Annotated in this window: 15 protein-coding genes; 1 reads left to right on the top strand and 14 read right to left on the bottom strand. The window is 34.8% G+C overall.

Annotated features, from left to right (window positions below; all coding sequences use genetic code 11):
- Positions 1–6 precede the first annotated feature (6 nt).
- From CALKRO_RS00370 to CALKRO_RS00305, 14 genes are all read right to left on the bottom strand, one after another.
- Complete coding sequence (locus tag CALKRO_RS00370) at positions 7–762, bottom strand: response regulator transcription factor (protein ID WP_013429148.1); 756 nt, start codon at positions 760–762, stop codon at positions 7–9.
- Entirely contained in the window at positions 734–2,503 is a 1,770-nt protein-coding gene (locus CALKRO_RS00365) for a sensor histidine kinase (protein WP_013429147.1), read from the bottom strand. Before CALKRO_RS00365 ends, CALKRO_RS00370 begins: the two co-directional genes overlap by 29 nt.
- Positions 2,504–2,590: 87 nt before the next feature.
- Positions 2,591–5,824 carry a hypothetical protein gene (locus tag CALKRO_RS00360; protein ID WP_013429146.1) on the bottom strand — a complete coding sequence of 1,078 codons (3,234 nt, stop codon included), beginning with the start codon at positions 5,822–5,824 and terminating at the stop codon, positions 2,591–2,593.
- A 111-nt stretch (positions 5,825–5,935) separates the two neighbouring features.
- Positions 5,936–11,134, bottom strand: a complete 5,199-nt coding sequence (locus CALKRO_RS00355) for a carbohydrate binding domain-containing protein (RefSeq protein WP_013429145.1) — start codon at positions 11,132–11,134, stop codon at positions 5,936–5,938.
- A gap of 165 nt (positions 11,135–11,299) precedes the next feature.
- The gene (locus tag CALKRO_RS00350) at positions 11,300–12,847 is read right to left on the bottom strand and encodes a response regulator transcription factor (protein ID WP_013429144.1); all 1,548 of its coding nucleotides are present in this window, start codon (positions 12,845–12,847) and stop codon (positions 11,300–11,302) included.
- A 35-nt stretch (positions 12,848–12,882) separates the two neighbouring features.
- On the bottom strand, positions 12,883–14,709 hold the full coding sequence (locus tag CALKRO_RS00345) for a sensor histidine kinase (RefSeq protein ID WP_013429143.1): 1,827 nt from the start codon (positions 14,707–14,709) through the stop codon (positions 12,883–12,885).
- A gap of 171 nt (positions 14,710–14,880) precedes the next feature.
- Positions 14,881–16,494 (bottom strand): extracellular solute-binding protein, encoded by a 1,614-nt coding sequence (locus tag CALKRO_RS00340; RefSeq protein WP_013429142.1) that lies wholly within the window; start codon positions 16,492–16,494, stop codon positions 14,881–14,883.
- A 91-nt stretch (positions 16,495–16,585) separates the two neighbouring features.
- Entirely contained in the window at positions 16,586–17,470 is an 885-nt protein-coding gene (locus tag CALKRO_RS00335) for a carbohydrate ABC transporter permease (protein ID WP_013429141.1), read from the bottom strand.
- Between the two features lie 47 nt (positions 17,471–17,517).
- Positions 17,518–18,474, bottom strand: coding sequence for an ABC transporter permease (locus CALKRO_RS00330; RefSeq protein WP_013429140.1), 957 nt, complete (start codon positions 18,472–18,474; stop codon positions 17,518–17,520).
- 222 nt (positions 18,475–18,696) lie between these two features.
- Complete coding sequence (locus CALKRO_RS00325; RefSeq protein WP_013429139.1) at positions 18,697–19,425, bottom strand: hypothetical protein; 729 nt, start codon at positions 19,423–19,425, stop codon at positions 18,697–18,699.
- 24 nt (positions 19,426–19,449) lie between these two features.
- A complete protein-coding gene (locus tag CALKRO_RS00320; RefSeq protein WP_013429138.1) occupies positions 19,450–20,748 on the bottom strand; it encodes a two-component system activity regulator YycH in 1,299 nt (432 codons plus the stop codon).
- A 17-nt stretch (positions 20,749–20,765) separates the two neighbouring features.
- Entirely contained in the window at positions 20,766–21,254 is a 489-nt protein-coding gene (locus CALKRO_RS00315; RefSeq protein WP_193345558.1) for a hypothetical protein, read from the bottom strand.
- Positions 21,255–21,342: 88 nt separating this feature from the next.
- The gene (locus CALKRO_RS00310) at positions 21,343–23,058 is read right to left on the bottom strand and encodes an ATP-binding protein (RefSeq protein ID WP_013429136.1); all 1,716 of its coding nucleotides are present in this window, start codon (positions 23,056–23,058) and stop codon (positions 21,343–21,345) included.
- A gap of 23 nt (positions 23,059–23,081) precedes the next feature.
- Positions 23,082–23,774, bottom strand: coding sequence for a response regulator (locus tag CALKRO_RS00305; RefSeq protein WP_013429135.1), 693 nt, complete (start codon positions 23,772–23,774; stop codon positions 23,082–23,084).
- A 184-nt stretch (positions 23,775–23,958) separates the two neighbouring features.
- On the opposite strand from CALKRO_RS00305, the gene CALKRO_RS00300 reads away from it, so the two are divergent.
- Entirely contained in the window at positions 23,959–24,447 is a 489-nt protein-coding gene (locus tag CALKRO_RS00300) for a hypothetical protein (RefSeq protein WP_013429134.1), read from the top strand.
- Positions 24,448–24,468: the final 21 nt, after the last annotated feature.

The raw sequence follows: 24,468 nt of genomic DNA, 5'->3' as shown, positions 1-24,468 counted from the left end.
TTTTGTTTAAATTTTTAACTTTGAGTCTTGCGCATAGGCTTTTTTCTTCCATTCAATGGGAGTCATCCCATATACCTTTTTGAACACCTGACTGAAATACTGGGCATCAGAAAATCCAACTGCCTCAGCAATCTCGTAATGTTTTAAGCTGGATGTTTTCAAAAGCTTTTCTGCTTTTTTAAGCCTCACTTCAGTGAGTATCTCTTTAAAAGTTTTTCCAGTTTTGTTTTTCAAAAGCCTGCTAAGATACACTGGGTGAAGATGGACATACTCTGCTACATCATTCAGGCTTATTTGTTTTGAACAATTTGCAAAAATAAAATCAAAGACCATATCAATTATGTTTTTGTTCTCACAGGAATCTAAACGTTTCTGCCTACTTTGTTCAGCTGCTACTTTTTCAACCGCTTTTTTTACAGTTTCTAAAACCTCTTCCTTGGTAAATGGTTTTAAGATATAATCCACAACACCAAGTTTAATTGCTCTGTGGGCATACTCAAATTCTTTATAACCACTCATAAGTATTACGTATGGATGTTTTAGTCTACTGCGTACAAACTCTGCTAAATCAAGTCCATCCATAACTGGCATTCTGATATCTGTCAGAATTATATCCACGTTTTCTGTTATCAGGACATTTAAAGCCTCTTCGCTATATGCCTTGCCGATGACCTTATTAATCCCAATGCTTTTCCAATCTATAGTTTTTACAAGCCTTTCAAGCAAGATTTCTTCATCTTCCACTATCAAAAGAGTGCACATTTTCCTTCTCCTCCTTCTTCACAACTTTATCCCAAGGAAGCTGTATAATAATCTTTGTCCAAAACCCCACCTTACTTCTAATCTCAAAATCAAAGTCTTCCTTATATAGAAGTTTTAGTCTATTTATGATATTTGGAATTCCAATTCCATCGTTTGAGGCATTTTTTATCTTTTCAATCTTTGCAAGTTCTATTCCACAGCCATTGTCGACCACCTCAATCTGGAAAATGTTTTCTATTTTCTTTGCTCTTATCAAAATTTTTGCATCCCCACTTTTGTTTTTAAATCCATGGACAATTGAATTTTCTACAAGCGGTAAAAGTAAATGCCGAGGAACTTCTGCCTTCAAAACTTCTTCCTGGCTATATACTATCCTGTAGCTGAGTTTTCCAGAAAATCTTATTTTCATAATTGTAAGATAGTGTTCTATCTGCTTGATTTCATCTGCCAAAGAAACTGTTGACTTATTTATTGTCATATTTGATCTCAAAAACTTTGCAAGTGACACAGCAACTACTGAAACGTCTTTGCATCTTCCAAGCTCAGCTAAGGCATTTATGGTGTCTAATGTGTTGTACAGAAAGTGTGGATTTAGCTGCATGTACAAAAGATTTATCTCTGCATTTTTCCTTGCTATCTCCTCTTCGTACACCCTTATGACAAGCTCATCTATTTTCTTTAGCATTTGATAAAATGAATTCAGCAAATCTCCTATTTCATCCTTGCGGGCAATTTTGATGTTATTTTTAAGTTTTGAATGCTCTAAATTTCTCATCTGGTAAATGAGTTTTGTTATTGGACCTGTGATATTTTCAGAAATAAAAATTAAAAACAAAATTGCAAAAATGGCAAGAAAAGAAAAACTTAATATCAAAAGCCGTTTTGTATATGAAAAGTTATTCAGAAGAAAACTTTCTGGGACTATGTAAATTATCTTCCAATTAAGATCTGGTATAGTTTCTTCAAAGAAAATGGTCTTTGGAATAAGCTTTGTCTCATCTTTTAAAATTAATTTTTCAATAATACTTTCAAATTTGTCTGTCGTTTTGAATATAACCTGATTAGAACTTCCATCCACAACATAAAATCCACCCTCTGTGAGATGATACTTTCCGATTATATCTTTCAAAAAGTCTAAACTAAAGCTTACAATCATCTCTCCATTGGGCTGAATTCTATCTCTTGAGAAAAGCTCACATCCAACTACATATACACCTCTGCTTTTGTCATAACCTCCATTTACATACTTTCCCTCTTGTTTTACTATTTCATTGAAAAAGCCTTTCTTGATTTGTTTATCATCCTCATAAGGCACATCACCCTGAAGTTTTGAGAAAAAATATATTTCTTTGCTCTTGTTTATAATTTGAACTGACTGAATAATTTCTTTTGTTGAGATATACTGGCTTATCTTTGTCAAGATGTTAGTGTACAGAAAAGAATCTTGGGGATCTGTATATCTTGCAAAAGTCTTTCCAATATCTGACATAAGACCATCGTCCATGATAAAGTCATATTTTATGCTGTTGAGTTCTTCAAGAAAATTTTGAACCTCTTTGGCAGCATTTTCAAAGAGGACTTGGTTGTAAATGGTAAATTTACTTAATGTTGAGTTTTTCAGAGATGTATAAGATAGAATAAATATTAAAAACATTGGAACAAGTATTAAAATCATAAAAGCAATCAAAAGTTTGTTTTTAAGTTTTATATCATTCCACTTTCCCAAAAGCTTTTTAATCATTTTCATCTCTCTCCTGACACCAAATGTCAAAAAGACTACACCACTGTCTTCTTCAAAAAAAGACGGCAGTGTAGTCTTTTTATTAATCTACAAAAGAACCTCTATTTTTTTACACAACCCTTTTCGGATGTCATAAGAATATGGCTCCTTCACTATTTCACCTTCAACCTCAACCACTTTATCATCAAAATGCAGAATATACTTTGAAACTTTTGCATCTTTGTCATATGTGTTAGTCTTGCTCGGATTGTGATAAATAACCAGTGTTTTGCCAAATAAAACAGCTGCTAACTGATTTTTACCTAAAATTATGGTTTGCCTGTTGCCATTTACCATAATCTCAACTTCTCTTTCTTCTTCTGCAAACATCCAGCTCGGAAGTTTTGGAGACAGTTTAAAAATTAGCTCTCCATTTTTATATTCAAATGGTTTTTCGCCAAACAACATAATCAGCTCCATATTTAAAAACTCTGTTGTGGTGCCAGAAAGCCTTGCAACAAAACCTGTCCCATGAACGCTCTTGTCAGGATTGCTCGAACTTGCAATAAACGACGAATTTTCGAATATTGATCTTCCATAAACTGCTGGGTCCATATACGGTGGCAAAGCCATTTTGAAGTCTTCAAAAAACTCTGTGTAAAGTCCACCTTTTAGAAGTTCCAGCAAGTATTTATACTCCATGTGCATAAATATGGATTCATTTTCAAGCCAGCCAGGTGTGAAGGCTTTTATCCTCCCAAGCTGATTAGGCTGATTAGCCAGGCTTTCGTTTGTCTTGTACATCTTGAGTACTTTGTCGTAAAGGTCACTTTTTTTAACGCTTTGATAAATCTTTCTTTTTGTTTCTACATCGTCAATTACCTTCATTGCCCTTACCTGTGACTCTAAGAAGAATGCCACCTTCTTTTGTGAAAACTTTTTAATCTTAATTTCCTGTTTTTGAGCATCATACTCATATTCAACCGGCTGGTTTATAAAGTAAGTGTAAAATAAGCCTTTTTCGCTATCGAAAGCTTTTTCTTTCGCCTTTGACAGTTTTTCACTGCACAGGTCTAAAAACTTAAGCATTTCTTCCCTGTTTATGCAAGCCATATTGCCACTTACACCAAATTTTGTCTTTTCTCTGTACTCTTCTTTTATGTTATTGCTTTCATCCCAATAGAAAAGAGTTTCTTCATCATTTTGCGTCTGAGATAGAAGTTTTTTTAGCTTGACAAAAAAGTAGTAAAGCTCTTCAAAAACTTCAATTTCCTTGACATCTTCAAGATAAACCTCAAAATACTTTTTCAACAATCTCACAAGTCGCAAAAGTTCAAACGTCTCACATGCAGACGAACCAAAAATTCCTGGAAGTCCATTTAATGCATCATTCCAGCCTGGTTTTGATGCCTCCATCTCCACACCAACACCAAATGGGTCCAAGGTTGCCATTCTATTTAGAAGTATCACCAAAAGCTTTTCAATAAGGCTACCTGTGTAAATTCCGCCAAGGCCATTGTGAGTTCTTACATATCTTTTCTTGTCAGCACGGGAATTTATAAGCTCTTTTTTTTCCTTGTCAAGCGCATATGCACCGTGCTGTTTTATTTGCCCATCTATAATCTTTATTCTTTCTTTTCTTGGTTTTACATAATGCTCATTGTCATAGTAATAATATTTTCTTTGCAAAAGTAGCTGCCTCATTTTATCTGGATATATGCTTTCGAAGTTTTCGATTAAATCAAAGTTGTAAGTAAAATGGTCTATCCAATAACCTTCACCGGGGTCTGCTTCAATTACTTTCTCCGAATTTACAAGACAGCAGTTTACAAAGTCTTCCTTTGAGATATTGATTTCTATATTTTGGTTCTCTAAAAACTTTATAAGTTCATATGGCAAAAAATCCTTGTCGAAAAATTTTTTTAGCTCTTCTTTCCCACTTATCACATATTTATCCAGGGGTTCAAAGCTGTTTAGCCTGTACTTTATACCTTTTACAACCAGAGGATTATAGCTATCAAGTTGAATGAGGCTCATGAAATACCACACATTAAAATCAAAAATGTCTGGATTAAACAGAATATCATTTCGCCTGTTCTGGTTTATATCTCTGAAGTTTCCATTACCCTGGGAATAATATGTGTCTTGAATTTCAAAAAAGTTATAATCTCTCTCTAAATCACCATGCTTTCGTGAGAACAGATATATGACATCCTTTTTGTCACCATGAACAATTGTAAAAGGCACACCGCCACGCAAGATATTGTCAAGATAGCACATTTTGGCATACTCATCTAATTTTTTGTCTGAGGTTACAATTGTATTGTTTGTAACAATAGCATCGATTACAGCTTTGTTTTCTTCAAACGCTTCTTTAAAAAACTCAGAAGAGCAAATAGAATCAACAAAGTAGTTTAGTTCATCAATGCTTTTTGCATGTCCTATGATACTGTGTAAAATCAAAGTCTGCTGTGGTTCTAAAGTCCTCTTTGCATATGCAAAAGCACAACATGTCTTGTTTGCAAAAACCTGATTTGATATGTCAAGCCTGTCTGAAAAGATAAATTCATATGGCTTTGCTATTTCTGAGCTTATTCCAAAAATAATCTTTGGGTCAATTACTACATCACATCTTTCAAAACTGCCATGCGTATTGTCAAAACTTACAAAAAAATTGCCCTCTTTTATCTCAACAACTTCTGTTGTGTCATCAGCTGATGAATGAAATCTAAAGTATGGAGCTTTTTTGTCTAAATTCTCAACAAAATTCCATGCTTCAGAAGTCCTACTCATATTCTTTAGCGCAAAGTCGTTCTTTCCATATGGGACAATCAATGCAAGTCCATCTAAAGCTTCAATATCCAAAGACCTTTGTGAGATATTTGTTACTTTTATCTCCCTCACAAGAGAAGCCACATTCTTGTTTGGAAGTGTGTAATACCTCACTTCTGCCTTGATACCAATATCTGGATTTTCTTCGCAAATCTCAAGATGGTCAGCAAAAATGTACATTTTGCTCTTGGCAAAATTGAGTAAATTCTCTGTTTGAAAAGGCTCATAAAAAAGATTTTTGTTGAGCTTTAAAAAGGTTCTAAACCCGTGTGTTGATGCAAGCCTGTATGCCCTGTCTGCCGGCAAAAATTCTAAAATTGCGCCATCTTTGTTCTTTGTTCCAAACGACACTATGCACTGCCCCCTGTTTACATAAAAACACCAGAGAGGAATTCCAAATATACCGGCAATCCCGGGCAAAAAACTTGAAAATGGTTTTGAGAGCTGATAGTTTTCTATGCAAAATGAGTTTGTTTTTTCATCATAATAGTACTTAGGATTTGCCTGCAATTTTTTTGCCCCCTTCATTTTTTAATTTAAAATACAGGGTTGCAAGACTAAAACTTGCCCTGCAACCCTCTCATCAGACAAAATCACAGTTTGACATTGGTTTTAATTCTTTTACTGGTCACTCACAACAGTCAATGTCACATCATCAAGGTATATATCAAGTGGAAGAGGAGGATACTGACCATTTATTGGCCCAAACTCAAATACAACCTTTGTTACATCTGTTGGCTGTGTAACTTTAAATCTGAGGGTATACTCTTGCTGTTGAGTTCCAATATCAAATACAGTTGTTGGTGCATATGGTATAAACCATGGGTCAGATGTCAGCTCTTTACCAATGTTTACCTGTATTTTTGTGTTTTGTGATGCGTTCATCTTGAACTTAAGTTCATAGGTAAGTCCGTTTTCAAGTGTAAGGTTCTTTCTTGCAATCTGTGCACTATATGGCTGCCACCCCACAGAATTCAAGTGAACCTTCAATTTACCATTTTCTGCTGCCACCTGCATATCTGATACACCTGACCACTGGTCACCGCTCCAGTATACCCACTCACCCAAACCTGTGTCAAATGTACCATCTGGTATAATCTGGTCTCCCACTTTTTGAGTATGTTGCGCAGGCGGTACAGTTTCTTGCGGGATTGAATCTACAACCTCAATCTGGATATCATCAAAGTATATGTCAAACGGCACCTGCGAATACCCTGCAACATTTCCAATCTCTATCGCAAGTTTTGCTCCAAGGTCTGTAGGATTGTTCATAGCAAAGTAGATTTCATACTGTGCCATCTCACTTGTAATATCTATTGTCTTTTTGGGCATGTACTCTATGAACCATGGGTCAGATGTCAGCGGTTTTCCTATTGCAACATTTATCTTTCGCGGATAGGTTGCCCTTGCCTTGAACGAAATCTTATAGTTCTTGCCATTTACAAGAGGTATCTCTTGCCTGTAAAGCTGCGGGTCCCATGGGTCTGATCCTATCGAACTTACACTAAGTTTTAGCTCTCCATTTTCAATTGACATTGCCACATTGTTCCCTGCACTTGACCACCAATGCCAGTTGTCAAGTGCCTCTTGTGTTTCAAAGCTACCATCTGGTAAAAGCTTATCTCCAACAAACTGCTGTGGTTCTGATGGAGCTTCACCTGTCAAGATTTCTGATACTTCTCTTTCAAAATATCCGCAGTTTTCTGAAACTTCGGCTATTGCAACGTTATCAATTGTGACTGTATGAGCTTGATTTTGCGGATTTGCACCACCAGGTGACATTGTCCCAAGTCCAATTACAAGCCTTATATCGCTTCTTGTTGCATCCATTTCAAAGTCAAATGTATAGTTTTTCATCTTATCTGTAAGTGGTACATATCTTTCAAGATGACCATAGTAATTAGAGTCATCTATTTTTATGAATATATCTCTTGCAGATGTTGATTTAGCATCAAACGTAATTCGGTATGTCTTCCCACTTTCCAGAGTCATTGGTCCTTGAATTACTTGAATGCTCCAGAAAGCAAGCCCTATGTTTGTTATTGAAACTTTTAGCTGTCCTCTTGAAACTTGAGCAGCGCCAGTTCCACCATTGCCAAACCATGTTGTCCAGTTTTCTATATCTTTTGAAAAGTCTCCGTTTTTGATAAAGTTTGGTGAAAATTCAACATAGTCCAAATCAACATTGTCTGCTAAAAGCTGCATGCTATTTTCGCCTGACTCAAGATAAACTGTGTCTGATACAATTACCCAGTTTGTAGAAATCGGAGCAACTTCTGCATCGTAAACTATACTTCCTACTATAAGCTTAAGGCTTGAACCCTGCCCAGCTTTCAATCTATAAGATACAAGGTACTCTCCACTCTTTGGAATATTGACGCTAAAGCTTGCAGCACCACCTTGTGAAAAGGCTACATACTGTCGGTTATTTGTTGCGTTTGAAATTGATCCAAAGTCTTCTGCTTGAACAACTATAAAGCTTGATGGAAGAACCTTTTTGAGTGAGACATTGTCAATTCCAACGTCTGAATTACTTGCCCCAATTTCAAACACAAGTTTAGCTCTTGTGTCGCTTGGCAAATTATCAATTGATTTTAAGTTAAATTTGTACACATTCCAGTCAAGCGAAAGCGAAACTTCTTTTACCTCTGTAATTGGATTAAAGTTCTGGTCAGATATATAAACCTTTATTTGTCTCAGACTTTCAAAGGCTTTTGCTGAAAATGAAAGTAAGAGATTCTCACCAGCGCCTACTTTTATGTTAGATTGAACAAGTTTAATATCCGAAAAGTTTTGTCCACCGTTTGCTACAATAGCCTTGAAATACCTGTCTTCTGGCTTTGAACCAATGGTATACGTTGCATCTGCTACAGTTTCCTTCACAAACTCCCATGCGGCAAACCTACCATCGCCCTGATCAAATGTCCCATTGTAAATGAGGTTGCCATTTGGCAGAGGTTCTTTGACTGCGCTTGGGTCATTTACATCGTACTCAACAAGTTTCACATCATCTATATAAACAGGAAGGTTATTTAGTCCAACATTAAATTCAATTCTTGCTTTTGTATATGTGCTGCTTTGCATTGTGAAGATGTATGAATAATCCTGCCAGTCAGAAGATAAATTGAAGGTCTTTACAGCATAGTCAATCCACGTAGAGCCGTTATCTCCACCGCCACTTGAAAACTTGACCTCAATAGTCCTTGACCCTTCGCTCTTTGCTCTAAATGTAAGCTTATATGTCTTGCCTTTTATCAAACAAATAGGTCTCTGAATTAGCTGGAGAGAATATGTCTGTGAACCTGGTTTTGCTATATTTATCTTCACAGATCCACCAATATTTTCAATCGTGCCATCTCCACCAAAGTCAGGCAGGTGCAAAAACTGCCAGTAATCTGTGTTAGCAACACCTTCTATGCCATCAATATCTGGACTGTCTTGGTCAAAACTACCGTTATAAATAAGGTTCCCATCACTAAGTGGTGGTCTTGCATCCTGAGGATAAGTTATACTCTCCTGTGGCTTTACTACATTGTCAGGGTAAGTAACTCCTGCTTTTTTGTATACTCTTACCCAGTCAACCACCATTTTCTGCGGGAAGTAATTTGCATCCTTTGGTGGGTACCCTGGCCAGTTACCACCAACTGCAACGTTGAGTATGAGGTAGAATTCCCTGTCAAACGGAGCAGGATAAGTATAATCAAAAGCCTCGTTTGAAGACCTTGAAAACCAGTCGCTTGTTTCATAGTAAAGCTGCCCATCTACATACCATTTGATTTTCCCCGGTTCCCACTCAAGACCAAATACATGAAAGTCGTCCGAAAACTTCTGTCCGTTTGGCAAGGTGTAATTGCCACCATGGTATGTGTGAGGATTACCATAATGTATTGTTCCATAAACTTTGTTTGGTTCATGACCTAAAAGTTCCATTATATCAATCTCACCACAAACAGGCCATCCACCATAAAGGTTCATATCCTCCGGCATCATCCAGATAGCCGGCCACACACCCTGACCTTCCGGAAGTTTTGCTCTGACCTCAACCTTGCCGTATGTGAATGAGAACTTGCCCTGTGTTGTCAGTTTTGCAGATGTATATGGGCTGCCTTCAAAGTTTTCTTTTCTTGCTTCAATTATTAGGTTTCCGTTTTCTACTCTTGCATTTTCTGGTCTTGAGGAATAATACTGCAGCTCGTTGTTGCCATACCCGCCAGCACCAATTGTAAAGTTCCACTTTGTTGTGTCAATTGAACTGCTATTAAAATCATCTTCCCAAACAAGCTGCCATGTCGGCTGTATTTGATTGCCACCCTGCTGATTCTGGTTATTGTTTCCTGTCTGGTCTGGAGCTGCACCTGTTGAACCTTGGCTGGTGCCGCCTGTAGTGGAAGAACTGCTGCCTGAAAATTGAACAGGTAATGTGTTTTGTGCAGCTGTTGAGGATGAAGGTTGTTTGCTTTCTACAGCGTTTATGTCAACCTTTTCGCCTTTGGACAAAGTCTTTCCGTTTAACACAACACCTTCTGAATACACAGATGCTTCATTTATCTTGCCATTTGAGTTTATCTTCACATCTTTTGCAAGAGCCTTGACAATAAGTTTTTCTATACCTGATTCTTTATCTATATTCAAATTTCCGTTGCTATTTAGCTCAACACTCTCAATCTTTGAACTTGACACTGAAAGTGTAAAGTTCTGGGCAAGGTCGCTTGCAATCAGGTTTTTTATTTTAGAATTTTTGATATTTACCTTGATGTTTGGAGAAAAAACATAAAGTGTTTCACAGTTTGCTTTAATTTCAACATCTGCAGATTGATTTCCACTCTGTTTTAATGTAATAAACTTGATTGAACTTCCATCAGACATCTGTGTAACATTTGCTGATGACAACACTATTATATTCTCAGCTTGGCTGTTTTGACCAATTTCAATATTTGTTTTAAAAAGCTTACTATCAACAACTATTTCTTTAACTTTTGTATTCACAAGCTTGACAGAATTTTCTCCACCGCCAAATATAAACAATTTTCCACCATCAATGGTCACATTGTTCAAAGTCACAGAGCCTTCTCCTACACTTTGATTTATATATATATTGCCCTTTATTGAAACATCTTTTATCACAACATCGCTGCTGTTTACTATTACAAACCCTTCTTTTTGAGACAAAGTATATTCTCCCGGTTTTGTAGCTATTAATGCACCTATACCGCTTAGAAGCTTTACAATCTCAGCTCTTGTTATCCCCTTTTCTGGCTTTAATGTCCCATCCGGATAGCCCTTGACAAATCCAAAACTAACAAGTGCTGCCAAACCCGGTAGGTACCTTGGATCAATTTGTTGAACATCTGAAAAGCTGTTTAAAATATCCTCCTTTTGACTTTCGAGCTTTAAAGCTGCTGCAACAGCAGCAAAAGCTTCCTGTCTTGTTATAAATCTGTTTGGATTGATCTTTCCTTCCTTCACAAATAATGCCAAGTAACCTGCCGCCTGAGCTTTTTTAAGTTCTCTATAGTACCATGCAAGAGGGCTAATTCTCAGGCTCACATCAAGCGGAGCTTCCTGTACAAATCCCATGTAGCTATTTAAGATTTTACAAAATTCTGCAACAGAAGTATTTTTTGCTGGTTTAAAAGTTCCATCTGGATAGCCGTTTATCAGTTCAAGCTGATAAAATCTTGTTATATCATCCTTTGCAAAATTAGTGGAAACGTCCTTGAAGATTTGAACTGAATTTGCTTTTGCTATTCCTCCTGGAAAAATAATCATAATAAAAAATGCGAACAACAAAATATTAGCAACAAGATTTTTTACACGCATCCACCTTCGCACCTCTCAAAAATTTTGATATTTTCATATCTTAGATTTATCAAAATCACACAAACAAAAAAAGGCATCATTTTTTAGTTATAGTCACTATTTTTAAGTCTTTTTTTGAAGATGGATGCATGCATATGTTATTATCATTGTTTTACAATAAACTTCCTATTCTTTCAATCTTTTTTGAGCATCTCTATACTCATTCGGGGTAAGCCCTGTAATGTCTTTGAATATTCTTGCAAAGTGTTTGGGATTTTTATAACCCACCTTCTCGGCTATCTCCCAAACCTTTAAATCTGTATTCGCCAGAAGTTCCTTGGCTTTTTCAATCCTTACTTTGTTTAAATAGTCTAAAAAACTCATCCCTATTTTTTCTTTAAAGATGCTTGAAAAATAATAATAATTTAGCGATACATGATTTGCCACCATTGCCATATTTATATCCTTGTGATAGTTCTGATTTATAAATTTAATAGCCTCATCAATTTCATCCTTTACATTCAAAATTCCCTTCAATGAACTGACCATCTCTGTTGCCTCAACAATAAACTTTTTGAAGTGGTTTACATAGTCGGATATAGTTGCGAAATTGAACATGCTGGCAAGCACTTGATATTCGTGAATGTCAAGTACTTTTTTGGGTACATGGTGGCAAAACCAGTCTACAATTTGTGTGTAAAGTTTTTCGGAAAGTGCCAAGATGCTGTCTGCCGAATATTTGTTAAAAAAGTGGTAATCAAAAATGCTTTCTAAAAACCTTATTGCCTCTTTTTGTTTACCAGCAAGGATAAGTTCTTTCAACTTTTCAATGCTGTCAGATTGACTAAGCTTTTCTTTTTCACGCCAAGAAATCTGTGACCAAAATTCAATCTCTTTGTTCAAAATGAAGCTGTAGAATGCTGCTTTATAAGCTCTCTCATAAAGTAATTTCACATTCTCAAAACTTTCCTGTAAGTCACAAATGCCCATGTAAACTTTCCTGCCCGTCAAAGTCTCATAACTTTTCTTTATATCCTCATAACAAAAAGCCATTTTTGTAAACATCAAAATGTCTTTTCTCTGGTTATATATGGTAGAAACATAGCTTCCTTCCGGCAATATTTTACTGAGCTTTAACTTGTCCTCTTCTGCCGAAAAATCGTTTAGGTCAGGGTTATTTCCGGGTAGAAGAAAATATACAGCCATTACTTTTTCATCTGCTAGTATTTCCATATCTTTTAATCTTTCTTTGAACCTGTCTATATCCATTCCTGAAAAGATGATGTTGTTTATCTCTGACTCGAACATTTTTGCTCTCAGAATTTTTTGCAATGATATAAGTCTTAAGTTATTTTCTTCCTCTTGAAGTTCACTTTTAACCTTTTCTACAATTTCGATAATCTCTTTTTTATCTATAGGTTTTAAAATATATCCTCTTGCTCCATATTGCATACATTCTTTAGCATAACTAAACTCATCATATCCACTTATTACGATAATTTTGGGTTTATGAGACAAATTTTGAATCTTCTTTAAAACAGATATCCCATCCATTTGTGGAAGTCTTATATCTATTATCAAAATATCAAACCTTTCTAAAAAGAGAAGGTCCAGAGCTTCTTTCCCATTCGAGGCTTCCTTAATTTCACCCAAATCGGCAATATTCCTCTCTAAGATTGTTCTGATACCTTTTCGAATAAGCTTTTCATCATCGACAATTAGTACCTTTCTCATATTCTTTCCCGCCTTTTAAAAATAAAAATGTGATATTAAAATCTATTGTAAGGCAATGTTATTGTCACCTTTGTGAACTCGCCAAATTTGCTATCTATCTTAATTCCAAATTCCTTCCCATAAGCAAGTTTTATTCTTTCGTTTACATTTTTGAGAGCTATTCCTTGTCCATGATAACATTCTGTTTCTGTATCATTTTCTAAGGCTGTTTGAATTGCAACAAGCTTTTCCTCTTCAATCCCAAGTCCATCATCTATTATTGAAATAACTATGTAATTGCCAATTATGCTTCCGTCTATAAAAATGCTTCCACCCTCGCCTTTTGGTTCAATTCCATAATTTATTGCATTTTCAACTATCGGCTGCAAAATAAGTTTGGGCACTTCAATGTTCAGAATTTCATTGTCTACATTTACAAGAAGTTTTATCTCATTGTCGTATCTTATGTTCATTAGAGAAATATAATTTTGAATATTCTCTATCTCTTCTTTGAGAGTAACAAATTTCCTTTTCCAGCTCATATTGTATCTCATCATCTTGCCAAGTTTTGTTATTGCGTCTGAAACATCATAATTCTCACTGTATTCTGCCATCATCTTTATATTTTCAAGCACGTTATAGATAAAATGAGCATTAATTTGTGACTGTAAAGCCTTTATTTGAGCGTCTTTTTGAGCAACTTCTCTTCTTACCATCTCGCCAATCAATATCTTGAGCTTTTCCACCATGTTCAAAAAGTGCTGGGCAAGCTCGTCAATCTCATCATCACCCTTTATGTCAATTGAGATGTCAAAGTTCCCATTTTCAACAGCTCTCATACTGAGAATTACCTGTCTGAGCTTCTTAAGAATTAAAGTGATTAAAATAAAAATCAGGATTGATGAAATAATAATTAAAACCAATGCTTGTCCAAGCATCTGAAGTGTTATTTCATTTATTTTTTTGGTAAGCTCATCAAACAAAATGATTTTGTAAAGTTTTACACCCAAAACAGGAATATAAGTGTAAATAAAAGCTGCTGAGTTTTTATTTATTTTAAAATGAACAATCCCTTCGCTTTCGATGGTTTTAACCTTGTCTTCTAACAGTTCAACAAGTTTTTTGCTACTGAGATTGAGTCTTTTCAAAAAAGGTGGTGTCTGTTTACTGAAAATCGCATCACCATTTTGAGAAATAGCAATTGTAACCGAATTGTCACTTTCCCGCGAAAGTTCACTTGCAAAAAACTCATCGATTTTCATGTTAACTTCAATTATACCAATCAAATTACCTACTAAATCTGTAACCTTTGTATACAAAGATACAACCTTTTCATCACTGTTAAGCGGCGGACCAAGTATGTCAGTATTGTTAAGTTTCCAAAGCGAGGTCTGTTTTTTATCAGATAAGAATTTATCTATAAACTTAAAATTTTTTAATCTCTCTATGTGGTACAGGGTCGGCCACATTTCAGGGATAAAATGATTGTTTGTAAAGAATCTTATTCTATTTATATTAAAGTTTACATACTGAAGATATTCTATCTTATCAAGAACATTTACTTTAAAAGAGTAAATATCCTCAACATTTCTTTCCTGGTATGTTGATGCAAATTCAATAAATTCCTGATTGTTTAAAATAAACTGTGTAGCTTTTATAAACTGCTCTATATTTTTCATAATATCATTTTTGAGCTTGCTGACCTCAAAATTGACGTTGTTTATATATTCTTTTTCTGTCATAATTCTTACTCTGTAAAAAGCATTTACCTGAAGGATTGAAAGAGGCACTGCAACAATGAAAATATAGGTTAAAATTAATTTCTGACGAATGTTAAACTTAAATATATTTTTAATGATATGCTTTAATGTGGAATGTTTCATTCCAATCCATCCTCTATTATTCGATTATATATACTCTCATTATATCAGTACCTGCCTGTACATTCAAAATATCAAATGATTTTTAAAAAGGCTGATGGCATACAATAATAACCATCAGCCTTTTTAAATCTTGATATAAAATATATCTTTTTTAAACGAACCATTTATACTTTATTTTAGCCCAAGCTTTTTCTTATTCTCTTCTAACTTCTTTTGTTGCCATGCTAGTAATTTATCAAAACCAATCTGTTTCTTGTAGTTTTGGAATTCATTAAATATTTTATCAAACTCAGCTGATGACTTTGCCATTATAAGTTTTGGCAGAGTCTGACCCCATTTAAGAGCAATCTTTCGTGCTATGACACCTTCTGGGCTATCAGCAGGTGGATTTAGATTGTCATACTGTGCATAGCTAACAGTTTTGCCAAGTGTCCAATCAGCCATCTGTTGCAGGTATGGTGGCATGCCAGGGTCCCACTGGGATACATATGGCCAGTCACCAAGCATCCAGTAGGTAAGTTCTGCGCCATATTTCTTATCAAATGCTCCTCTATCTGTCTGCATAAGCTTTACAACATCAGGCTTAAACTGCTCTTTGCCATTAATAACATCCCATGTTACACCTTTTGGTCCAAGATAGAAATCTTTCTGTCCTTCTGGGCTGAGCCAGTAGCTCATAAATCTTATAGCTCTCTTTGGATCTTTGTTGTTCTTTGAAATCATGGTGAGAGTCCATCCTGCGATGCCAGGACCTGCAAGTTTTGGTTTTTCAAGCTTTGAGTTTGCAGGACCGTCAACTGCTATATAAATCATGTTTGGATTTTTCTTGTAGAGTTCTTGCTGCTGAGCAACAAAATCTGTTCTCTGATAAATCATACTAAAGTATCTTCCCTGAGCAATCTTTTCTTCCATCTGTGCTCTCTTGTCAATGAATACATCTTTCGCAATAAGCCCTCTTCTGTACGCTTCATTGAATGTCTTGAGCCATCTGATATACTCTGGATGTGCTACAATGTCATAAAGTTTTCCATTCTTCTCACGTGGCAGCGCCAAGAAATTCCACAGATAGCTTTCAAGTGAGTAGCAGCCTGTATCTGTGAATTCATGGAAACCAATTGGAATAAGTGGCTGGCCGTTTACTGTTGGGAACTTCTTTTTAGCGTCAGCCAAAGCTTTCAAGAATGTATCTGGTTTTCTCATATCAGGTTTGCCAAGTGCTTCATACATATCTTTTCTTACAAGGAAAGTTTGGTTTGAATAAATTTTTAATTTAGGATTCTGATAGTCACTCGGTGTATAAGATGCATTTGGATAGCCATAGACATGCCCATCTGGTTCGGTATACCAGCCAAGTCTTTGCTTGTTTGCAACCGTGAAGAAGTACGGGTCATATTTCTTTGCAAGTTCATCCAAAGCATATACAAGCTTCCCTGCAATCATCTTTTTAACTGCTTCTTCCCACCAACCAAGAGTTATAAAGTCTGGGAGTGTGTTTGAAGCAATCATTACATTGAGTTTTTCATTTTCATTTCCTGCTGGGACTATAAAATTGATTTTAACACCTGTCTTTTTTGTAATGTAATCAGAAACTGCATTTCCACCCCACTTTGTCCCAAACCACGAAAAGTTGATGTACCAATCAAATGTGATTGGTTTTTTGGCATCTTCTTTCCACCCTGGCTTGACAGAACTTGCTGCACTACCAATAGCAAATGGAACTAGACTTGCAACAAATGCAATAGCTACAACTAAAGCCAAAAGTCTTTTAAGTTTTAAATTTCTCATGCTAAAAATACCTCCTTTTAGTATATTTTTTATTTTTATTAACTGCACAGACGTGCAGTTAATGCCATCGATCGATTATATGATTGTATTATTATCCTTTTATGGCACCTATCAATAGACCTTTAACAAAATATTTTTGTAAAAATGGATAGACACATACAATTGGTAAGGTGGTAATAACCATTGTAGCCATCTTTAACGATTGAGAGGTAACGTTTCTTGTTGCAATACCGCCTGGAGCATATGCAAGCATCTGATTCGAGGTTACCTGAGCTATCACTTTGTACAAAAATGTCTGTATTGGCTGAAGTTTTGGATTATTAATGAATATAACTCCCATAAAATAGTCATTCCAGTTATAAACTCCAACAAAAAGAGCTATTGTTGCCAAAACTGGTGTTGACAGTGGAAGGATTATTCTTGTAAATATTATAAAGTCGTTTGCTCCATCAATCTTTGCAGACTCTTCAAGTTCAATTGGAAGTTCTCTGAAAAAGGCTTGGAAGATTATAAGATTATAAAAGTTGAACATTCCTGGTATTACATACACCCAAAAGGTATTGTACAATCCCAAACTTTTAATAAGTAGGAAGTATGGTATAAGCCCCCCTCCAAAAAAGAGGGTTATTGTTCCCATTGCCATGTAAATCTTTCTTCCCAAAAGTTCTTTACGCAAAAAAGCATATGCAACCATTGCAGTGAAAAATACATGCAGTGTAGTTGTTATAACTGTTCGTGCCACTGTCACCATAAATGCTGTTGTGATGTCGCTATTGCTAAAAACAGTTTTGTAGTTATCCAGTGTGAACTTGCGTGGCCAAAAGTAGATACCGCCAAGCATTGCATCTTTTCCTTCGTTAAAAGAATATACTATGATATACCAAATTGGATATAATGTTAAGAAACATATAATAAGCATTAATGTTATATTAAAAATGTCAAATATCTTATCTCCAAATGAAGATTTGATTTTCATTTCAATTTACACCTCTTTTCATAGCTCAATTTTACAGTATATAGAAATTAAAATAATGATTTGCCAGTAAGTTTCTTTGTAACTCCATTTGCAGTAAGAAGTAACATCAGTGCAATTATCGACTTAAAAAGTCCTATTGCAGTTGCATACGAAAATCTGAACGCCTCTATCCCCATACGGTAAACATATATATCAATAACATCAGAAGCATCTGCATTGAGCGGATTCCTGAGAACAAATATCTGGTCAAAGTTAGAGTTCATAAGTCCACTTACCGCCAAAATAAACATAATAGCAATTGTACCAGAAATACATGGTATGGTAATCTTGAACATCTTTGTAAACCTGCCTGCCCCATCTACAGTTGCAGCTTCATAAAGCTCAGGGTCAATTCCAGCAATTGCTGCTAAATAGATTATCGCATTCCAACCAAGTTCCTTCCAAACTTCAGATACAACCGTTATTCCCCAAAAATACTTTGGTTCTGCCAAGAAAGCTATAGGCTGCTTTAATATTCCAATTTTTGTTAAAATTATATTTATAAGACCTGTTTCTGACAGCCAGTTCATAAGTATTCCGCCAAGCACAACCCAAGATATAAAATGTGGCAGGTAAGATATTGTCTGGACAGTTCTTTTGAACCTGACTGACACAAGCTCATTTAAAAGCACTGCAAATAATATGGGAAGAGGAAATCCTACAAGAAGTTTGAAAAAGCTTATTCCCACTGTATTCTTTATTATCAACCAGAATCTTTCATCAGCAAAAAATTCCTTAAAGTTAGCAAGACCTACCCATGGTGATTTATTAAAGCCTAAAGTAATGTCGTATTCTTTAAATGCAATTATAATTCCATACATTGGTATGTAGTTAAAAATTATCATCCAAATTACACCAGGTATCGCCATTGCCTGAAGATATTTTTGTTCATTTAACTTGTGCAAAAATCTTTTAAAACCACTTTGGCGGCTGTGCTGCATATTCGGTGAGATAACTGATTCCATGATATATCGCCTTCCTTCTATAAAGGTTATATTTTTTATATTACATAAACTACAATTTGTTTTTCTGATTTTATTATAAAATGGGGCAAAGTCTATAAAAAAGAGGGGTTTTTTAAGAAGTGGTATCTAAATTTAAGATTTTTGATCAAAAATAAAAAGGCAGAGACTTTAAAACATTATAAAGCCCCTGCCTTTATTTATTTTACCTGCTTTATCAGCCACTTACTCCAACATCCCCGTAAACCCGTTTATATAATAAACATTGCCATCTGCTATAATTCGCCAAACAGGAATTGCCTGACCTTGTATAACATTGAAATCCTTTAAATAGAATCCAAACTTTATATTTTGAATTTCTTTTATGCCTTTCTGCTGGTTTAAAAGATTAAAAACTGCTTCAAGCGCTGAAATAGCTCTTGTTCTTTTTATCTCAAATCTTTTTGGATTTATTTTTGAAAATATATAAAGTGTATTATCTTTTTGTTTTATTACCTTCAACCTCCCATCAAAAATTGGATATCCTCTAAATACCTGAATGAAACTACCGTCGTAGTCCTTAATATAGTCACCTTTTTTTATATCAAAAAGTTCAAACGGGTCTTGGTAATACTTTGACTCTAAAAAAAGGGTCTGGTTGACAATTTTGAGATGATAAATGCTGCTTTCAAACTCATTCTGATACCTGTCCACTCTTTTTCCAAAAAGCTTTGTAACTATGCTATCATACTTGTTTTCTGTTGTCACACTAAGTTTTGATACATAATATATTCTTCTGTCAACATCGCACAAGAGCTTTATAGAGTTCTGCGAAAGTATACTCTTAGCAATGTCTACCTGCTGTTTTGTAAGATACTCTTCTTTTGGAAAAAGATTTAAATACCTTATTACAAGAAATACAAAAATTAGTGCAAACACTAATATTGCTATTGTCTTTACTCTTGACCAGTTCATAACTATATCCAAGTCTCCTTTAAATTACTTTATTGTTTCAACAAAGGCAACTCCGTTTTGAGTTTTTATTTTCCAGTAAGGATATGAACTTGCACCACCTAAAACATATTCAATGTCTATATCCTCTATGAAAATATCACCTTTCCGTTCTTTTAATGTGTCAATTGCCGCAATCCCTTCAACCTTTATCTGTGAAGTCCTGACTTTAATGATATCAAAAATGTATCCCGAGATTCTATAAATCCTTCCGCTTTTTACTTCAATTTCTACACAGTACTCTTCATCAGATGAAGCAATGTCTATTCCGCTTGTTCTCAAACCAAGCTTTATGGTAAAATTGCCTTCTTTTTCTGTCTTAAGACTAAAAACTCTCAAGTCTTCATCGGTATAAAATGTCTTAAGATAAAACATTAAAGTATCGCAGACAGAATCTACTCTGTCACCAAATGCTTTCTCTGTGTATTCAAATTCAAAACCTCGGTCATTTTTAAAAACCAACATCTTTCTTTCGTCTGTTATTGCAATATCGCCGTCTTTAAGAATATTCTTTCTGGTAAGAATAGTATCCGGAAATAGTCTGCGAACAATCCATTCTTTCTTAAAACTGCTATCTTTTATTTTTATCTCAGAAAACTGAACATCAGAAAATTCAATTGGTATCAATACATCATTTTTGGCTATCTCTGTAAACCCAAGCCCGTCTGCCCATGAATATATAATGGATAAGTTTTTCTCAATTACTCTTTCCAGTGGCAAAAAACCAAACTGGTCAAATTTCTGCAAAATCGCAACCTGTTTTTGGGAATTGAAAAAATACACAATAGTCGCATTTGAATCTTCTTTTATAAATATTTTGTCAAATTCAAAACCTTTCGGTATTTTGTCAGTAGTTCTTCTTGTTAACTCATACAAGAAAACATTCAAGTTAACAGGATAATCATAGCAAAAAATTAAATATCTACCTGACTTAAAAAAATCTATATTTAAATTTTTAGTGGACACTTCTACCTCTCTTTTGACAAATCCTCTCTCAATTCCTTCTATAAACTTTGAGACAACTTTTAAATATTCGTTCTGGTTGCTCAAAATCCTGAGTGTAATATTTTTTGAAATGTTTAAATACATTTCCTTTGGCGAAACCAAAATTTCTTTTGCCTTTTTCAAAAGCTGCTGCTGAGATTGTTCTTTCTTGTATGCTAAGGCTAATTTTATAATGTCTTCTGTTTTGTAGTCAAAATAAATTTTATAATACAAATAAATGCTGAGTATAACAAGTATACTCAGCACTATGCTTTTTAAAAACTCTTTTTTGCTATACTTCATTTAGCTTACCCTCTTTTTTATTTACCAAACGAATTTATAATGTTTGAAATAACTTTTTCTATCCATCTTCCAAAACTCTCTTCTTTTTGATATGACACTTTCAACATGCTAATCTGCACATCACTGTCTTTTTTAGCCACAACTAAAATATATGTTGTTCCCTCATCAACATTTATCTTTTTTGCAAAATATCCAGACTTGCCAACAGTAAACTTTTCAACAATATTATTCTGTGTAAATGCCTCTTTCTTGTCTTTCTTAGTATATATACTAATTTCAACACCTTCTGAACTCTTTCCAGACAGCACAAATGCTGAAGTTGTAATATTGCTGTTGTAATCTGCTATCTCCACAAGGGAGGTACTGGTTGATGCAATTTTACTGCCATCTATCTCAATTGAATTTATATTCTTTGCCTTAGAAAGAGTCTCTCCTGCAAATGCATATGTCAAGGTTAAGTTAAATAAGATTAACATTATTACAGCCATAGATGCAAACTTTTTCATCTTCTTTTTCACCACTTACATATAATAATCCTAATTACATTATACAATTTTATTATTACAATCTTGTTACAAGCATGTTAAAAGCACATTACAAAGTCACTTGTCCTTTTTCTTTTAAGGGAAGCACTACTGTAAACTTTGTTCCAACGCCTTCTTCGCTTTCAACCAAAACCCTGCCACCATGAGCCTTTACAATTTCATCAGCAATCGAAAGACCAAGCCCGCTACCCCCAAGACTTCGTGACCTTGCCTTGTCAACTCTGTAAAACCTCTCAAATATCCGTGGAAGGTCCTCCTTAGGTATACCAGGCCCATTGTCTTCAACTGTCAGTTCAATATTTCCATTTTCTTTTTTAAGACAAACTTCTATCCTACCACCATCCTGAACATAAGTAATGGCGTTGTTAATAAGATTTATTAGTACTTGTTCAAGTCTGTCTCTGTCTGCATCTATTATAATATCCTCCTGTACATTGCACAATAGACTCTGGTGTTTTTTATTGGCATGAATTCGCATCTTTTCACAAACAAACCTCACAAGCTCACTTATATTTACTTCTTCTATTCTCAGTATATTCTCTCCACTGTCAAGCCTTGAGAGGTATAAAAGGTCAGATATAAGCCTTGTCATCCTATCGCATTCTTTTATTATTACAGTCAAAAACTCTCTTTTAACACTTTCATCATCAACATCTAAAAGTGTCTCAGAATAAGTTTTGATAGTGGTAATTGGTGTTCTCAGCTCATGTGAGACATCTGCAACAAACTGTTTGCGCATTCTGTCAAGCTTTGCTTGTTCTGTTATGTCATGTAGTATAAATACCATACCTGTTGATTGAAAAGAATCAACAAAAAATGCTATGCTAACCTCAAGTGTATAGCCATCAACTTCATAAATTATTGGCTGAGAAACTACAGAACTTTTTTGAGCTTGAATTTTGTCCAAAAATCCATGAATATCATCTTTGAGAAATCTCTTCGCACTCTCATTTATATGAATTATCTCATTTCTCGAGTTTATAGCCAAAACACCATCTGACATGTTCTGAAGTATTCTTTCAAGCTTTTGTTTTTCAAACTCAAGCTCTGTTATATACCTTTTCAGATTTGTTGCCATTATTTTAAAAGCACTTGCAAGCTTGCCTATCTCATCCTGACTGGAAATTTCAATCTTGACATCAAGATTGCCTTGTGCCATCTCAAGTGCCTGCCTGGTAAGTTTTCTTAGCGGATTGGAAAGGGTTTTTGCAAACAAAAATCCAATAAATAGTGAAAAACCCATACCAATAACATATGCCATAAATAAAATATTTTTTATGTCTGTGACAGTTTCAAGTATACTTTGGCAAGACACTTCTAAATATAATGACCTTTCAACAGACTTACCACTTTTTATGGGAAAAGCAAAAATCATAGTCTGGTTTTCTGAATCCCGTTTAATAACCTTATAGCCTGCAAGACTTGTCAATATCTCATCCGAAGGATAAAAGCTGATATCCATCCTTGGAAAAGATGCCAAGAGTCTTCCTCTGTTGTCTGTCACAATTAGTTTTTGTATCATAAAACCATACTGACTCTGCTTCATTGACTGGTCAATTATTTCCTGAATTTTCTGCTGTGTAAGGCTTTTATCCTCTAAAATCCTTATCAGTGATGAACTCACCATAAATTCTATCTTGTTTTTAATATCATCATAAAAATAACTTTTTGTCCTGTCTATGACAAAAAAGCTGGATATAAACATGAGTATCAAAATCAATAGACCAAAGACAATTATAAGTCTACTTTCAATGCTTTTTGTCATGGTATTATTTTTTCTCCTCACTTTTAAATATTGGGATTAAAGTAGTAGCCAATTCCTCTCTTTGTAAGAATAAAATTCGGTTCTGATGGATTATCTTCTATTTTTTCTCTCAATCTTCTTACAGTAACATCTACTGTTCTAACATCTCCATAATATTCATAGTCCCAAACCTTTTCCAAAAGCTCTTCTCTTGAAAATACCTGACCCTTTTGCGACATCAAAAACTTCAAAAGCTCATATTCTCTTACGGTAAGTTCAATAACTTTGCCGTCTTTCTTTACTTCAAACGTCTCAGGGTTCAAAGTCAAATTCCCAGCTTTTAATACCTTTCCATCTTGAGCTGCGCTTTGAGCTGTCCTTCTTAAATTTGCTCTAATTCTGGCAATGAGCTCTCTTATACCAAACGGTTTCGTAATATAATCATCTGCCCCAAGCTCCAGCCCCAAAACCTTGTCAACCTCATCAGCCTTTGCTGTTATCATTATAATTGGGACATCTGAAAACTCACGGACCTTTTTGCATACAGAAAACCCGTCAAGTTTAGGAAGCATCACATCCAGAAGTACCATGTCAAAGTTTTCATTTTTTATTCTATTTAACGCATCCTCACCGTCATATGACGCTGTTACCTTATATCCTTCTTTTTCTAAATTGAACTTTATAATATCAACAATTGGTTTTTCATCGTCTACAACAAGAATATGTGCTTTGGACATGAAATTTAAAATCCCCCTTTTTTTAAATGAAAATTTTCAATTTTACCAGTCTGATAATTTAATTATACACTAATTCGTTATTTTAATGTATAATTGATTTTGGAGTAATTTCAAAAAGTAAGTCTTCAAGATGCTAAAAAAGGAGGGCAAAAGCTCTTAAATTCTTTTTAAGAGCTGTAATACTATGGAAAATAGAAATGTTGCATTTGAAATATTTCTTTGGCTTTTGATATACCTTTGCTTTTTTGCAGGCACTAACCTGTTTTCAAACGATGGAATGCTTCTTCTTGTCTGGTCACTGATATGTTTGATTAGTATATTTTTGATAACAATTATTTTAAGATTTTACATAACATCAACCTTGCTACTTTTACCAGGCTTTGTTATATCATGCATCCTTGCTGTTCTGTTTATGTTTAATGCCCATTTTCCAAATTTTATGATTTTGCTTTTACAGGTTTTTTCAATACATCTGATGGGATTTGTAGAATTTGCAAGAGAATCTTCCAACATGGTAATTCTTCAAAGACCTCTATATATTTACATACATGTGGGACTTAACCTTGTGCTATTTTTGATTCATCTTTTTGTGATATACCTCATTTCAGAGCTTCCAAGACAGCAACGACCAAAAACTTTGGACCTTACATATACAAGAAGAAGACGAAGATAAGGTTATTATGAATGTTATCAA

Origin of the sequence: Caldicellulosiruptor kronotskyensis 2002, assembly GCF_000166775.1 — a bacterium.
Classification (GTDB): domain Bacteria; phylum Bacillota; class Thermoanaerobacteria; order Caldicellulosiruptorales; family Caldicellulosiruptoraceae; genus Caldicellulosiruptor; species Caldicellulosiruptor kronotskyensis.
This window is presented reverse-complemented; position numbering and strand designations above follow the sequence as displayed.